The organism is Flavobacterium sp. T50_26, assembly GCF_057652995.1.
Window position 1 is genome coordinate 35,115 of the sequence record NZ_JBYFCC010000024.1, and the last position, 16,016, is coordinate 51,130.

Consider the following 16,016-nt stretch of genomic DNA (forward strand, 5'->3'; position numbering starts at 1 on the left):
AAAAAGTGCGGGTTTGAAAGTTTCAGGTTTGCTTCGCCAGTCGCCCTATGGGCTCGTGTCAGGTTTCTAGCGTAGTGAATCCATTAAATTAAAAAAACCGTGTTTTATTAAAAATTGAAAATATATAAAAAATGAAAACTACATTATCTCCTGTTGTGGCAGGAACTATGAATTGGGGTGTTTGGGACAAAAATTTAAGTGTAGCCGAAATGGCCAACCTCATTCTTGTTTGTTTAGAAAATAAAATAACCACCTTTGACCATGCAGATATTTATGGTGGTTACACAACCGAAGCCACTTTTGGAGAAGGTTTTAAACAAAACAAAATTGATCGTTCAAAAATTCAATTAATTTCTAAATGTGGCATTCAATTAATAACTGATAATCGTCAAAACAGAATCAAACATTATGATTATTCTAAAGAATACATTATTTGGTCTGCAGAAAATTCGCTTAAAAATTTAAAAACCGATTATCTGGATGTGTATCTTTTGCATCGACCGAGTCCGTTAATGCAAGCCGATGAAATTGCCGAAGCGATTGAAAAACTAAAAAAAGAGGGTAAAATTTTAGATTTTGGATTGTCTAATTTTACGCCTTCTCAAACCGATTTGATTCAGCAAAAAACGAAGGTTTCGTATAATCAAATCCAGTTTTCAGTGACGCATTTTGATCCGATGGTGGATGGAAGTTTAGACCATATGCAAATTCACAACATTCGTCCGATGGCTTGGAATCCTCTCGGAACAATTTTTAGAGAAGACACCGAACAAACCCGGCGATTAAAAAAATTACTAGCTCGATTGGTCGAAAAATATCACTTTGGTTCTGATATCATTTTACTGGCTTGGATTATGCAGCATCCTTCCAAAGTTATCCCGGTTGCCGGTACAGTCAATGTTGCCCGAATTCAACAATTACAAAAAGCATCCGAATTAATTTTAGACAAAGAAGATTGGTTTGAAATTTGGACGGAAAGTATGGGGAATAAGGTTCCGTAGGTTGCGGGTTGGAAAGTTGCGGGTTGCGTGTTATGGGTTGAAAGTTTGGATTTTATATTTTTTATGATTAAGATTGTTCATCATATAATCCATAAAAAGAAACTATAAAATGGCAACAATTAATACGTTTGAAGAATTAGAAATTTGGCAATTAAGTAGAGAAATTTGTCAAGATCTTTGGAATGCTTTTGAAAACACTTCATTAGGAAAAGACTTTGAATTAAAAAATCAGATGAATCGATCATCCGGTTCAATAATGGATAATATTGCTGAGGGTTTTGAAAGGAATGGACGACGAGAATTTATAAATTTTTTGAGCTATTCTAAAGGTTCTTGTGGCGAGTTAAGATCACAATTATACAGAGCATTTGACAGAAAACATATAACCGAAGAAGAATTTGAATTCTTAAAAGAGAAAACAATTACTGAAAGCAAAAAAATAGGTTCGTTTATGGCTTACTTAGTAAAATCTGACAATAACGGAAGTAAGTTTGACAAAAAATAGTTGCGGGTTACAGGTTGCGAGTTAACCCGCAACTCGTAACCCGCAACTCGTAACTTTACAACCCGCACTTTAAAATGATCAACAAACGCCTTCTTATCAAAAACCTCCTAGCTCACAACGATGAGAGTAGTTTTTATGATAAAAAACGTCAGTTGAATTTGCATACTAAAGAAGGAAAAGCGAAGTTTTTGAAACATATTTGTGCTTTGTCGAATTCCAACCCAACTAATAATTCCTATATCGTGGTTGGGGTTGAAGACCAAGATAATGAAATTACCGGTGATGATTTTTTTGATGACAGTCGAATTCAAAATTTAGTAAATGCTTTTTTAGAAAATCCGCCTAAAATTCAGTATGAAAATGTGCCGTTTCCAAATTTACCCAAAGATAAAGTGGTGGGTTTGGTCACGATAAAACCAAACAGCAAGGTTTCAGCTTTTAAAAAGGGGATTTATACTATTCCGGCTCGAACGGTTTTTGTACGAAGAGGAAGTAATTCTATTCCAACCGAAGACAAAATTCCTTTTTCTAAAATGAATACCGAAACGGTGATTGGGATTGAAAATAATTCGCGAAACAGCATTTCCTATACTTTAGAAGGAGTTTTAGATTTTATGAATAATCGGCACAAAGATATGGCCACAAAATACCACGTTTTTAAAGAACTTTTCGTGGTTTGTTGGGCAGGAAATAAGAAAAAAGTACGCGACAAAACCTTTTATTCACGAGTGGATATTGAATTGATTAACGAACAAGTCAAGCTGTTTTATTCCGCTTTTGATGAAGTTTCAATTGAATATGATGATAAAACTTTTTCAATAACCGAATATGTTCCGCTTGGCTTAAATGATAAAACGAGTTATTATCCATTAGAAAAACAAACGCTGACTTTTTTTGATAATGGTTATTATAAAATTGAAAACGAGTTTCTGTTTGAACCCCCACAATACAATCGGAAAATGATGTTTCATATTTATAATTCCAACTTATCTTTGTTGCAAAAATTACAAAAAGGAACTGCTTTATCCGAAAATGAAAAGCGGGATTTACTAAATTTGCCTTCTACATTAATGATTTGTTATTTAAACGGATTTGAAGAAGCCAAACAAAAATTAATTGATGCCAAACCGCTGCTTAAAATGGTAGAAAACCCGATGGTTTATGTAAATTTTAAAGAAACTATGCGGATTTTGAGGAAGGTAAAATATGATAAAAACAATGACTAAAACATTTGTAATCGGTGATATTCACGGAGGACTTCGTGCTTTACACCAAGTGCTCGAAAGAAGCCAAGCCACAAAAAATGATACTTTAATTTTCTTGGGTGATTATGTTGATGGTTGGAGTGAATCGCCACAAACTATCAGTTTTATAATAGAATTAAGCAAAAAACAACCTTGTGTTTTCATCAGAGGAAATCATGATGAATTGTTACTCAATTATTTAAAAACAAACGATTATAATCAAGAATGGTTTAAGCACGGCGGTCAATCAACTATTGATGCATATGAAAAAGTTTCGGACGCCACTCGTTTAGAGCATATTGATTTTTTAGAAAATCAGTTAAAAGATTATTATTTAGACGAACAAAATCGCTTGTTTATACATGCCGGCTTTACCAATGTAAACGGAATTGCTTATGAATATTTTCCTCGTTTATTTTATTGGGATAGAACGTTGTGGGAAACCGCTCTTTCTTTAAATCCAACTTTATCAAAAGACAATTTATTCTACCCCAAACGATTCACTTTATACAATGAAATATATATAGGTCATACACCTACAACAAGAATCAACGAAACCATTCCAATCAATAAAGCCTGTGTTTGGAATATTGATACTGGTGCTGCTTTTCATGGTCCACTTACCATCTTAGATATTAATTCTAAGGAATATTGGCAAAGCGAGCCCTTGCCACAACTTTATCCAAACGAAAAAGGAAGAAATTAGTAGTTTAATGTTAAAACAGAATTGTTTACATTTGTAAAAATTTTATAACGATGAAATCGCTATTAACAACACGTTTGCGTGAGCAAACACCAATAAAAATAAAGCGATTCCATATGACTTATAAAAAAACATTAATTATCTACATATGAAAAAACTATTTACATTTGGATTGATTTTGAGTGGTTTCTTAGCTAATGCACAAGCTTATAGCGGAAAAGGAGACCAAAAATTTCAGGTCGGGGCCAATATTCAAGACCACGGAACCGGAATTGTTTTATTTTATGATTACGGAATTGGCGAAAACATGTCAGTTGGTGTACAAACAGGTTACCTTTTGGGTGTTGATGAGCCTGCAGGATTTGAAGGTGCTAAATTTGAAGATCGCTTTGATTTAAAAGCTCGTTTCAACGCAAACATTGGAAGTGTAATTGGCTTACCTTCAAATTTTGATGTTTATCCTGGTTTAAACTTAGGATTAAGAAACTTTGGTGGTCACGTAGGTGCTCGCTACTTCTTTTCGGAAGGATTTGGATTATTTTCAGAAATTGGTTTTCCAATTGCATCATACGACAATGACCCTATTGGTTATCAGAAATTGAATAACCAATTTCAATTTAATATCGGAGCTTGTTTTAATTTATAATCGAAAGTGAGTATAACCGAAAAAAAAATAAGAGATCGCAGTGATTCTAAATGTGAAATCAGCGGTTTAGAGGAAAATTTAGTGGTGTATACTGTTCCTCCAAAAACAGAAGAAAGTTTAGAAAACAGTCTTTTAATTACTCAAAACTTAAAAAATCAAATCGAAAATCCGGAAACAACAAATCCTGAAGATTGGCGTGGTTTGAATGAAAGCATGTGGAGCGAACATCTACCGGTGCAAATTGTGTCTTGGCGGATGTTAGCTCGATTAAAAAACCACGATTTACTGGAGATGATGTATTTGGAAGAAGATGCCTTAGAATGGGCAAAAGCAACCGGAGAAGCCGATGACGAAGAAGGTAAAATCATTCACAAAGATTCCAACGGAAATATTCTGAAAGATGGTGATTCTGTGGTTTTGATTAAGGATTTGGATGTAAAAGGTGCTAATTTTACTGCTAAACGCGGTGCTGCTGTTCACAATATTAAATTAGTTTGGGATGATGCAAATCTAATTGAAGGAAGAGTTGAAAACCAGACTATTTTTATTTTGACGCAGTATGTGAAGAAAACGAAATAATTGAAATTTTCTTCACGCATTGTTTGTCATTCCGACGAAGGAGGAATCTCAAATCGAAACTTACTGAGATTCCTCCTTCGTCGGAATGACAAGATTACGAAGTAAAAACCCTGCTAAACTTTAAGCTTAGCAGGGTTTTCGTATTTAAAACAAAACAAACAGTCTTAATTAGGTTGAAGCTCCACTGTTATTTGTTGCGGAATTACGTGGCAAACATCAGCAGTTACCACAATTGGTTGAGAAGTAAATGTTTGATAACCTTCTTTAGAAACAGTTACCACATACGTTCCAACTCGTTCCCAAGCTCCGATAAAAACAGGAACTTCTTCGTTTGGAAACTGTTCCAAGGTTTCTGTGTATAAACCATCTTGAGCAATTACAGTAACTCCGGTTGTTAATAATTCGTCGGTTACAGCATCTTTTACGGTGATGTTTAAACCAGATTTCGCTTCTTGTGTGCAAATGATTTCATCGTCATCATCATCACAGCTGGTTGCGAGTAAAAAAGGCGTACAAGCCAATAGTAAAAAAATCTTTTTCATATGTTTATTTTTTTTTGGTTACTTAGTAGATGCTAAAACGATGAAAAAGTTGCGTAAAAAAACCCTGCAAATAATAAAATTTGCAGGGTTTTTTTTCTCTTTTTTCTATTTTCTTAAACTACAAATCAAATTTAATTCCTTGTGCCAAAGGCAAACTTGTGGTATAATTGATTGTATTGGTTTGTCTACGCATATAGATTTTCCAAGCATCTGAACCTGATTCACGACCGCCGCCTGTGTCTTTTTCGCCACCAAAAGCTCCACCGATTTCTGCTCCTGAAGTTCCGATGTTTACGTTGGCAATTCCGCAATCGGAACCGGCAACTGATAGAAAAGCTTCTGCTTCACGTAAATTATTAGTCATAATTGCTGATGATAATCCTTGAGCAACGCCATTTTGAATTTCGATGGCATTGTGCACATCGCCGGAATATTTTAGTAAATATAAAACCGGTGCAAAGGTTTCGTGCTGAACAATTTCAAATGAATTGTTTGCTTCGGCGATTGCGGGTTTTACATAACAACCACTTTCATAACCTTCTCCGGATAAAACACCGCCCGGAACGATTAATTTTCCGCCTTCGGAAACTACTTTTTCTAAGGCTTTTTTGTATGATTCTACAGCATCCACATCAATTAGTGGTCCAACGTGGTTGTTTTGATCTAATGGATTTCCGATGCGTAATTGATTGTATGCAGAAACAATTGCATCTTTTACTTTATCATAAATACTTTCGTGAATTATAAGTCTTCTGGTTGACGTACAACGCTGTCCGGCAGTTCCAACAGCTCCAAAAACGGCTCCAATAACCGTCATTTTGATGTCGGCATCCGGAGTGACAATAATGGCGTTGTTTCCACCTAATTCAAGCAATGAATTGCCTAAACGAGCGGCACAAGCCTGAGCAACAATTTTACCCATTCGGGTTGAACCGGTTGCAGAGACTAACGGTATACGTTTATCGTGCGTCATTAATTCGCCAACTTTGTAATCACCATTGATTAAACACGAGATTCCTTCCGGAAGATTATTTTCTTTTAACACTTCGGCAATGATGTTTTGACAAGCAACGCCACAAAGTGGAGTTTTTTCGGATGGTTTCCAAACGCAAACGTCGCCACAAATCCAAGCCAAAGCGGTATTCCAAGACCAAACGGCAACCGGAAAGTTAAAGGCGGAAATGATTCCGACTACGCCAAGCGGATGATATTGTTCGTACATTCTGTGTCCGGGACGTTCTGAATGCATTGTTAATCCGTGTAATTGACGTGATAAACCAACAGCAAAATCGCAGATGTCTATCATTTCCTGCACTTCGCCGTAACCTTCTTGGAGTGATTTTCCCATTTCGTAAGAAACTAATTTTCCAAGTGGTTCTTTGTATTTTCTCAATTTTTCGCCAAACTGACGAACGATTTCGCCACGATGAGGTGCCGGCATTAGGCGAAAGGTTTTAAAAGCTTCGGTAGCAGTTTGCATTACTTTTTCGTAATCGGCTGCGGTGGATGCTCTTACTTTTGCGATTAATTGACCATCTACGGGAGAATAACTTTCGATGAGTTCGCCATTGGAAAAATGGTTGTTTCCTGTGGAAGTTCCTTCATTGATGGGTTTTATGCCTAATATTTCCAGGGCTTCGGTCATGCCGAATTGTTGTGCGATTGTTGACATTATAACTTTTTTAAAGGTTTTTGTTATATTATTTTGCGAAGATACCGATTTTTTTTCTTTTTGAAAACTGATTTTGTTGTTGAGCAGTGAATTGCAGCCCCGATGGTAGTGGAAAGCTTTTCAAGAAAAATTTTTAGTTTTGCTGCCAACCAAAAGCGACCAAAGGAAGCTCTTTGGGTGGCTTGCAAAACTTAATTTTTCTTGAAAAACTTGTAACGGACAGCGGGAATTGTCTGCCCTAACTCAGTTGTCTGTTATCTGTTGTCTGTTTTTGCGACGAATCGGGGATCGGTTTCCATAACGGTGCCGCAATTTTTGCAGGTTCTGAGTTCTTTGGAGTTATAGAAATGTTGAAAATGGGCTAAAAAGTCTTTTTCGATGTCTTTGAGTTCAAAATAGACTTCGTATAATTTATGGTTGCAATTGTCGCAAAACCAGAGTAATCCGTCGGGAATTTCTTGTCCGATACGTTTTCTTTCGACAACCAAACCTATTGAGTTTTCTTCTCGCACGGGTGAGTGAGGTGTTTTGGCGGGTAATAAAAACATATCGCCGGGACCGAGTTGCATGGCGATTTTTTCTCCGTTGTCTTGCACATAAACGGTGATGTTTCCTTCGAGTTGGTAGAATAGTTCTTCGGTTTCGTTGTAATGGTAGTCTTTTCGGGCGTTTGGACCGGCTACAATCATGACGATGTAATCACCGGAATCAACGTACATATTTTTGTTTCCAACGGGCGGTTTGAGTAGGTGACGGTTTTCTTCAATCCATTTATTGAGATTGAATGGTTTTTGAATTGCCATGGTTTTTGAATTAGAAATGTAAAGTTATGAAATAAAAAAAGCCGAACTGAATCGGCTTTATATTTATTTTATTTCTTTAATAAGGTAAGAATACACTGCAAAGTGGTCGCTAAAGCCTGGTTCTGCGGGTGAGTTTCGCAACGGATAACCTTTATATTGACCTGTGGTTTGCACTAAATAAGGTTTGTTGAAAACACCTGCTTTCCAAAAACGAAAAGAAGAATAATCTTTACGGATAAAAGGTTCTGTGAAAATCATTTGATCAAATAAATCCCACGCATCGCGATACGCTAGCGAACCGATTCCTTTGTTAGACATTTCTTCCATTGGGTTGTATGTTCCGCCTGGTTCAACGTCTTCTTTTTTGGCTTTTGCACCTAAGAATTTTTTAACGCTTTTATTATAAGGTCCGTCGTTTAAATCGCCCATTGTGATTACTTTGGCATCAGGGTTAATTTTTTGAAGCGAATCGATAATTTTTTTGTTTAGAGCTCCGGCTGCTTCACGGTAAGGGCTACTTCTTTTTTCGCCTCCGGAACGTGATGGCCAGTGGTTAACGATGAAATGCATTTCTTCACCATCTAAAAAACCGGTTACTAATAATTGGTCACGGGTATAAACACGTTTTCCACTTCCATCAATATTTTGAATTATTAACGGAATGTTCATTGAGCTGGTTGGGGTAAAATGTTTCTTTTGGTAAAGGAAACCGGTGTCGATTCCTCTTCCGTCCGGAGAATCGTAATGAACAATACCATAATCTTTAGCTGCTAATTTTGGCATTTTGATTAAATCTTCGAGAACGCCTCTGTTTTCAAGTTCGCAAACACCTAAAACTACAGGAGAATTGGATTGTTGTTCACTTGTGCCAATTTCAGAAATTACTCTTTCGAGGTTACTTAATTTTTGCTGGTATTTTTCTTTAGTCCAACCATTTGCCGGTGTATATTCTTCATCATTTACATTTTCGTCGTCTTTTGTGTCGAAAAGATTCTCAAGGTTATAGAAGGCGATGGTATGCACTTTAAATTTTTTGTCCTGAGCAACGACACTATTCATTGAGGAAATCACAAGAAAAGCGGCAATAAATTGTTTAATTTTCATAAATTGTATATTAAATTACTGTCAAGTTTGATACAAACTTCGCACCAAAAGTAAATAATATTATTAAATAATGTACATTTGCAGGCTGTTAAGAAATAATTAACTTAACAAAAAAGAAAAATAATTATAATCTTATTTATGAAAAAACTTGTTTTTAGTATTTTACTTGTAATGCAAGCGTTCATAGGATTTTCTCAAAACCCAGGCGGAGTAAAGGGTGTTGTGGTTGATTCTAAAACTCAAAAACCATTACAGAGTGTAGTTGTAACTATTCAAAACACAACGTTAATGAAATTGACGTCGTTTGATGGAACTTTTCTTATAGAAAATGTTTCTGCCGGAAATCAGCTGTTAGAAGTAAAAAGTGACGGATATACCCGACAACTTTTATCTATTGATGTTGTTGAAAACCAAATACTTGATTTGGGCGTAATTGTTTTTGAAGAAGACATTACAATGGAACAACAATTAAGTTTAATTACAATCACCGAAAACGATTTGGGAGATGATAACAGTGGTTCAGAAAACACTGCAGGATTACTTCAGGCTTCAAGAGATGCTTTTCAGCAAACAGCTGCATTTAACTGGGGACAAGCACGATTTAGAGTAAGAGGTTTAGACAATGAGCATGCTACAACCATGATTAATGGTATTGCCATGAACAAGTTATATGACGGGAGACCACAGTGGAGTAACTGGGGTGGTTTGAACGACGCAACAAGAAATCAAGAATTTACAATGGGTTCTAAACCTTCAGACTATACTTTTGGAGGAGCTTTAGGAACGCAAGAAATAAACACAAGAGCATCACATTATCGTCCAGGGTCAAGAATTTCTATGTCTGGAACCAACACAAATTACAGTTGGAGGACAATGGGAACCCATGCATCAGGAATGAGTCAGGACGGCTGGGCTTATGTTATTTCTGCTTCTAGAAGATGGGCTCAAGAAGGTCATTTTGAAGGAACTGATTATAGTGCAAATTCTCTTTTTGCAAGTGTTGAGAAAAAAATCAACAGTAAACATAGTTTGAATTTAACCTCAATTTATGCTCAAAACAGTAGAGGAAAAAACTCTCCTAATACGCAAGAGGTTAATGATTTAATGGGAATAAAATATAATTCTTATTGGGGTTATCAAGATGGAAAGATTAGAAATTCAAGAGATAAAGATGTAGAAGAGCCAATTACAATGCTTTCTCATTTCTGGAAAATTTCTACTAAAACTACTTTAAACACAAATGTGGCGTATCAAGTTGGAAGAATTTCTAACTCCAGATTAGAAAACCCATTAGGAAATAATCCAGATCCTACTTACTATAGAAAGCTTCCAAGTTACTATTTGAATAATCCTGACAGTTATGTTGAGGTAGAACAACCAGATGGTTCATTTATTACAGAAAACCCATCGGCAGTATTGGCGGGTCAAGAATTTTTGAACAATAGCCAAATTAATTGGAACTCAATGTATATTGCCAACCAAAATACGGCAACTGGTGAGAGTGCATTTATTTTAAGTGAACAACGTAATGATGATGAACAATTTAGTGCTAACTCATTATTAAATTCTACACTTTCAGATAATATTATTTTAAATGCCGGAGTTAGCTTTAAAAAATTAAAATCACATAACTATGCAGTTGTTACCGATTTGCTAGGAGGAGATTACCTTTTAAACGTAGATAGATTTTTCTTAGGCGAAAACAGTCAATTTGACTTAAATAATCCAAATGCTCAAATAGGCGAAGGTGGCACTTTTGGTTATAATTATAATTTGTTTGCAAATGTTGCAGATGCTTTTACACAATTCAAGTTTAGTTATAGCAATGTTGATTTCTATTTAGCTCAAACATTCTCTAGAACAGATTTTCAAAGAGAAGGCTTATACAGAAGCGGTAATTATGCTACCAATTCATTTGGAAAAAGCAAAATAGAAGTTTTTGAAAACTATGGTTTTAAAGGTGGGGTTACATTCAAATTAACCGGTCGCCATTTGCTTGACTTTAATGGTGTTTATATGACAAAAGCTCCTACTTTAAGAAGCTCTTTTTATAACGCAAGAAGAAGTAATGAATTTACGCCAGATCTTCAAAGCGAATCTGTAGTTAGTGCCGATGCAAGTTATATCATCAGAACACCAAAATTAAAAGCACGTTTAACAGGATATTATACAAAAATTCAAAACTCTACTGAAATTGCTTTCTTTTATGCTGAAAACATCGGAGACAATGACGGAGATGAAGATTCATTTGTTACAGAAATTGCTACAGGTGTTGAAAAACAAAATCTTGGAGCTGAACTCGGTTTAGAATATCAAGTTACAGCAACTATTAAGTTAACCGGAGCAGCTTCTTATGGTCAATATATCTATTCTGACAATGCTAATTTAAAAACAAGTGATGATAACTTAGCTTCTTTAGGACAAAGCCCACTTAAAGACTTTGGAACAACCTATCTAAAAGATTATCGTCAACCGGGAATGCCTCAACAAGCTTACTCATTCGGGATTGAATACAGAGATCCGAATTTTTGGTGGATTGGTGCCAATGTAAATTACTTAGATGATAGTTACATCAGCGTATCAAAAATTATGAGAACAGACAATTTCAGTATCGATGACAACACAGGTATTTCATATCCTGGTGCTACTGCAGAAACAGTTAGAGAAGCACTTAGACAAGAAAAATTTGACCCTATTACGCTTGTTAATTTAACAGGTGGAAAATCATGGAGATTGAGCAGAAAAAACAGAAACACATTTGGTTTCTTTGCTTCTGTAAATAATCTATTTGACATTAAATATAAAACAGGTGGATTTGAACAGTCTAGAAAAGCAACATATCCTGACCTTCTTGCCGATAACGCAAACGGTACTCCTTCTTTTGGACCACGATACTTCTACGGTTACTCTAGAACATTTTTCGTAAATTTCTACATTAATTTCTAAAAATTGCATTATGATAAAGAACTTAAAAAAAACAGGCATATTACTACTTACATTAGTAGTTTTTTCAAGCTGCGTAAAAGATGATGATTTTGCAATTCCAAGAGTTGTTGAATTGATCTTAAACGAAACTTTTGAAGGCACTACAAATGGTAGTGGAGCAAACGAAATAGCAATTGCTTTAGATGGCTGGGTTAACCATGCCACTGTTGGGTCAAGAAAATGGCATTCACGTTTATTTAGTAACAATAAATATGCTGAGTTTTCTTCATTTTATTCGGTAGTTGCTACCGACCCGAATGATGAAGTATGGTTAATAACTCCAGCTTTAGATTTTACTACCACCAACAATGAAGCTCTATCATTTGATAGTAAAGTTAGGTTTTATGAAGGCGAAGTAGTAACGGTTTTCGTTTCTGAAGATTATGACGGAACTGTAGCAGGAATTACAACGGCAACTTGGACACAATTAAGCCCGGTTTTACCAAATGCCTCACAAGTAGATGCTTTTATAAATAGTGGTGTCCTTGATTTAAGTATGTATAACAGCAACAATGTTAGAGTTGCTTTTAAATACACAGGCAGCAGACAAACTAATTTGACTACTACATTTCAATTAGACAATATTAAAATTTTTGAAAATTAAAAAGCTATGAAAAAAATAAAATTAATAGTTACAGCGACACTTTTTGCAACGCTTTTGAGTTGTGTAAACAGTGACGATTATAACACTCCAGATTTATCCGGAGACTGTTTTGATATCCCAAAAACAAAAGAGGTTACAGACATAACTTCTGTTGCCGTTGCTTCGGCTACTGAGTATATGCCAGCTGTAGAAGGTCAAACTGACTATATTGAGGCTTATGTTACTTCAAGTGATGAAGGAGGAAATTTTTACAAATCTATTTCATTTGTTTCGCTTGATGGAACTAAAGGATTTAGTATGCCTGTTGACAACTACAATTTGTATAACGAATTTGAACCAGGTAGAAAAGTTACAATCAAGTTAAACGAGCGTTTCTTCAACCTGCAACATTCCTCTACTGTGATTGGTTCTTCATACAATAATGGTGTTGGAAGAATTTCTGGTGTAGAATATAAAAGTGTAATTAAACGTTCTTGTACAAATGTAGAAGAAGAACAAATAATGAAAAGCCTTACGATTGCTCAAGCTTTGAACAATCAGTATTTAAATATGCTAATTGAGTTTGATAATGTTCAATTTACAGATGTTTCTGTTGGGAAAAAATATTATGATGAATCATTAAACAGTCCTGGTGGGGCAACTAATCACGAGGTTACAGATCAGTTTGGAAATAAAATAATTGTTAGGGTTAGTCAATATTCAAAATTTGCCGGAGAAGGTATTCCTTCAGGAAATGGTAAATTAAGAGGTGTGCTTACTAAATTTAACAGTGACTACCAATTCATGATTAGAACATTAAATGATGTTGACTTTTCAGGAGATCGATTAGAAATCGATTTGAGTCCTCCTTTGGTTGGAAATAATATTCAATTTTTAGGTAGTTTCACTGAAAATTTTGAAAGCTACGGAACAACTGCTCCAGGCAACAGACAATTTCCTAACTATATTAATGATGCTCCCGTTGGTTCAAGATATTGGGCTAATACAGCTTTTAGCGGAAATAAATACATCCAAATGACTTCTTTTGGCGGAACTCCGGAAAGTAACAGATCATTATTTATCGTTCCTGTTGATATGACTGCCGCAAACACATTGTCTTTTCAATCCAAAGCAGGTTTTGCAAATGGTTCAGTGTTAAAAGTTTATTATTCTACTGATTATGTTGCTGGTGAAAACATAAACAATGCAACTTTAGTTGATATTACATCTAACTTTACTTTGTCTCCAGGATCATCTTCTGGTTATCCTGCCACCTTTACAAACAGTGGAAACTACAACATTCCAGCTTCTTTAACAGGTAATGGTTTCTTTATATTTGAATATATTGGTGCAGGTGGTGGAATCACTACTACTATGCAAATAGATAATATTGTTGTTAATTAAATAGATTAACTATAAAGCACAAAAAAGCGGAACATGTTGTTCCGCTTTTTTTATGGCTAAATTTTGGCTCTAAATGCCCAAAATACATAATTAGAATCTATCAAAGAGCGTTCAATTTCGAATTTGAATTTAAAATACATATTGTCATCTGTGATAATAGATTATTCAATCATTGTATACTAAAATATTTGAAATTCAACATTCTATACTACCAATGTAAACTAAATATAGTAATTCCCTTTTATATGATGAAGATTTACTAGAATCAAGACATTAAATATGTATCTATCCAAAAAACATATCGAAAGAGTTTTAAGTTATACCAAAAAAACCGGACTCTCTAATGAGAATCCGGTTTTAAAAAATACTTTATTTTATAAAGTTTAGCCTACTTCTTCACAATCAAGAACTCACTTCTTCTGTTCTCTGCATGTTGTTCTTCGGTGCAAGCTTCTTTACAGTCTACTTTTGGTTCTGTTTCACCCATTCCTTTGCCTGAGATTTGCTCTTTCGAAATACCTTTTGATAAAATGTATTGAACGGTTGATTTTGCTCTTGCATCAGATAATCTTAAGTTGTAGCTGTCGCTTCCTCTGTTATCCGTGTGGGCTTTGGCTAAAACAACCATGTCTTTGTTGTTTTTCAAGACTTGAACCAGTTTGTCTAACTCAAAAGCTCCTTCTTGGGTGATGTTGCTCTTGTTGAACTCAAAGAATATTGGTTTCAAAACCACTTCAGTCTCCGTTACAATCACATCAATTGGGTTCAAGGCTGCTTCTACTTTTCTTGCTTCGCCTTTGCTGGCTGCTACCGGGAAGGTGTTACTCTCATAACCGTCTCTCGAGGCTTGAATCGTATAGGCTTTGTTACATTCAACATAATATGCCACCTCGCCATTGGCTCCGGTTGTTTCCATAGCAATCACGTTTTTCTTGTCATCCACAATCGCTACTTTAGCATTGGCAAGTGCTTTGCCTGTTTTGGCATCGGTAACCATAGTGGTTACTTCTACGCCACAAACCGGAGTGGCTAGGTAAATATTATCTACTCCTGAGCGGTTAGTGGATAAAAATCCGATGTTTTTCTCTGCATTTAACGAAAATGCAAAATCGTCTTTCTCACTGTTTACCGGTTTACCTAAGTTGGTTGATTCGCCTTTGGTCATATCATACGCAAAGACATCTAATCCACCAAAACCTTGTCTGCCGTTGGAAGCGAAATAAAGCGTTTTGTTGTCTTCCGTTACAAATGGGAAGTTCTCCTCGCCTTCTGTGTTTACTTTTGATCCTAGGTTCTCCGGTTCGCCATACGTGCCATCTGCATTAACGGCTACTTTCCAAATGTCTGTTCCACCGATACTACCTGGTCTGTTCGAGGCAAAATACAACGTTTTACCGTCTTTGCTCAACGCTGGGTTTCCGGTTGAATACGTATTGCTGTTAAATGGCAACTGAGTGATGTTTGACCATTTTCCGTTGGCCATCGTAGCCTTATACAAGTTTACTTGTCCTAATTTGGCATTGATGGATTTGTCTTTTTCAAAACCACCTTTTTCTTTAAAGCTTTCGCTTGAAAAGTAAATCGTGTTTCCGTCTGCACTAAGTGAAGAAGGTCCATCGTGCCATTTTGAATTTAAGTCAGTTACTTGTTCTGCATTGGTGATGGTTCCATCTACATTGTAAGTGGCTTTGTAAATATCCAAAAATGGTTCTTCGTTCCAACCATAATTCTTTCTGGCTCCGTTTCTGGCACTGGTAAAGTAAAGGTTGTTTTGGTGCAATACCGCTCCAAAATCTGATTTATCACTATTAATGTCCAATGGCTTAATGTCAAACTTCTTTTGTTTGTCAAGCAAACTAGGGAGATAGTTCGGATTGGCTTTAAAATCCTTCGCTCTTTGGTCATTTGGTGCCTTAGAAGCAAACATTTGCATTTGTTTGTTGGCTTCTTCATACTTGCCTTGTGCCTTTAGCATTTGGGCATATCGGTGGTATGTTTCGGCATCTTGTGGTGTTTCAACAGCTCTGGCATACCATGTGGTGGCTTCCGAGGCGTTAAAAGTGTTGAAATAGCTATCGGCCAATTGTTTGTAAACATACCCGTCGGCTTTACCGTTTTCGGTTAACTTGAGGTATTCTTGTGCTGCATCAACATATTCTAATCGCTTGAAAAGCTTGTCGGCTTTTTGCGTGTCTTTGTTCTGTGCACTAAGTGGTGTAAGACTTAAACTTACAATACTTAGAAT

The 16,016-nt window shown here is 35.8% G+C and carries 14 protein-coding genes; 9 read left to right on the top strand and 5 right to left on the bottom strand.

Features of this window, described 5'->3' with window-relative positions; translation table 11 throughout:
- The first annotated feature begins 131 nt into the window (after positions 1–131).
- From AC23MC_RS13625 to AC23MC_RS13650, 6 genes are all read left to right on the top strand, one after another.
- Entirely contained in the window at positions 132–1,001 is an 870-nt protein-coding gene (locus AC23MC_RS13625; RefSeq protein ID WP_487568894.1) for an aldo/keto reductase, read from the top strand.
- Between the two features lie 109 nt (positions 1,002–1,110).
- Positions 1,111–1,506 carry a four helix bundle protein gene (locus AC23MC_RS13630; protein WP_487568895.1) on the top strand — a complete coding sequence of 132 codons (396 nt, stop codon included), beginning with the start codon at positions 1,111–1,113 and terminating at the stop codon, positions 1,504–1,506.
- A gap of 74 nt (positions 1,507–1,580) precedes the next feature.
- The gene (locus AC23MC_RS13635; RefSeq protein WP_487568896.1) at positions 1,581–2,732 is read left to right on the top strand and encodes a DUF5929 domain-containing protein; all 1,152 of its coding nucleotides are present in this window, start codon (positions 1,581–1,583) and stop codon (positions 2,730–2,732) included.
- Complete coding sequence (locus AC23MC_RS13640) at positions 2,725–3,456, top strand: metallophosphoesterase family protein (protein WP_487568897.1); 732 nt, start codon at positions 2,725–2,727, stop codon at positions 3,454–3,456. The genes AC23MC_RS13635 and AC23MC_RS13640 overlap by 8 nt, the downstream gene beginning before the upstream one ends.
- A gap of 145 nt (positions 3,457–3,601) precedes the next feature.
- The gene (locus tag AC23MC_RS13645) at positions 3,602–4,099 is read left to right on the top strand and encodes a DUF6646 family protein (protein ID WP_487568898.1); all 498 of its coding nucleotides are present in this window, start codon (positions 3,602–3,604) and stop codon (positions 4,097–4,099) included.
- 6 nt (positions 4,100–4,105) lie between these two features.
- The gene (locus tag AC23MC_RS13650; protein ID WP_487568899.1) at positions 4,106–4,678 is read left to right on the top strand and encodes a PhnA domain-containing protein; all 573 of its coding nucleotides are present in this window, start codon (positions 4,106–4,108) and stop codon (positions 4,676–4,678) included.
- Between the two features lie 164 nt (positions 4,679–4,842).
- On the opposite strand, the gene AC23MC_RS13655 is transcribed toward AC23MC_RS13650, so the two are convergent.
- The 4 genes from AC23MC_RS13655 to AC23MC_RS13670 all read right to left on the bottom strand — a co-directional run bounded on the left by AC23MC_RS13655 (position 4,843) and on the right by AC23MC_RS13670 (position 8,799).
- Positions 4,843–5,220, bottom strand: a complete 378-nt coding sequence (locus tag AC23MC_RS13655; protein ID WP_487568900.1) for a carboxypeptidase-like regulatory domain-containing protein — start codon at positions 5,218–5,220, stop codon at positions 4,843–4,845.
- Between the two features lie 118 nt (positions 5,221–5,338).
- A complete protein-coding gene (gene amaB, locus AC23MC_RS13660; RefSeq protein WP_487568901.1) occupies positions 5,339–6,892 on the bottom strand; it encodes an L-piperidine-6-carboxylate dehydrogenase in 1,554 nt (517 codons plus the stop codon).
- A gap of 254 nt (positions 6,893–7,146) precedes the next feature.
- On the bottom strand, positions 7,147–7,695 hold the full coding sequence (locus tag AC23MC_RS13665) for a 3-hydroxyanthranilate 3,4-dioxygenase (protein WP_487568902.1): 549 nt from the start codon (positions 7,693–7,695) through the stop codon (positions 7,147–7,149).
- A gap of 63 nt (positions 7,696–7,758) precedes the next feature.
- Positions 7,759–8,799, bottom strand: coding sequence for an endonuclease/exonuclease/phosphatase family protein (locus AC23MC_RS13670; protein WP_487568903.1), 1,041 nt, complete (start codon positions 8,797–8,799; stop codon positions 7,759–7,761).
- A 138-nt stretch (positions 8,800–8,937) separates the two neighbouring features.
- Here AC23MC_RS13670 and AC23MC_RS13675 point away from each other — a divergent pair, with 138 nt between their 5' ends.
- Genes AC23MC_RS13675 through AC23MC_RS13685 form a run of 3 tightly spaced genes read left to right on the top strand, consistent with a single transcriptional unit; the run spans position 8,938 to position 13,771 of the window.
- A complete protein-coding gene (locus AC23MC_RS13675) occupies positions 8,938–11,745 on the top strand; it encodes a carboxypeptidase-like regulatory domain-containing protein (RefSeq protein ID WP_487568904.1) in 2,808 nt (935 codons plus the stop codon).
- A gap of 10 nt (positions 11,746–11,755) precedes the next feature.
- Positions 11,756–12,388, top strand: coding sequence for a choice-of-anchor J domain-containing protein (locus AC23MC_RS13680; protein ID WP_487568905.1), 633 nt, complete (start codon positions 11,756–11,758; stop codon positions 12,386–12,388).
- A gap of 6 nt (positions 12,389–12,394) precedes the next feature.
- The gene (locus AC23MC_RS13685) at positions 12,395–13,771 is read left to right on the top strand and encodes a DUF5689 domain-containing protein (RefSeq protein WP_487568906.1); all 1,377 of its coding nucleotides are present in this window, start codon (positions 12,395–12,397) and stop codon (positions 13,769–13,771) included.
- Positions 13,772–14,159: 388 nt separating this feature from the next.
- On the opposite strand, the gene AC23MC_RS13690 is transcribed toward AC23MC_RS13685, so the two are convergent.
- A complete protein-coding gene (locus tag AC23MC_RS13690; RefSeq protein WP_487568907.1) occupies positions 14,160–16,016 on the bottom strand; it encodes an OmpA family protein in 1,857 nt (618 codons plus the stop codon).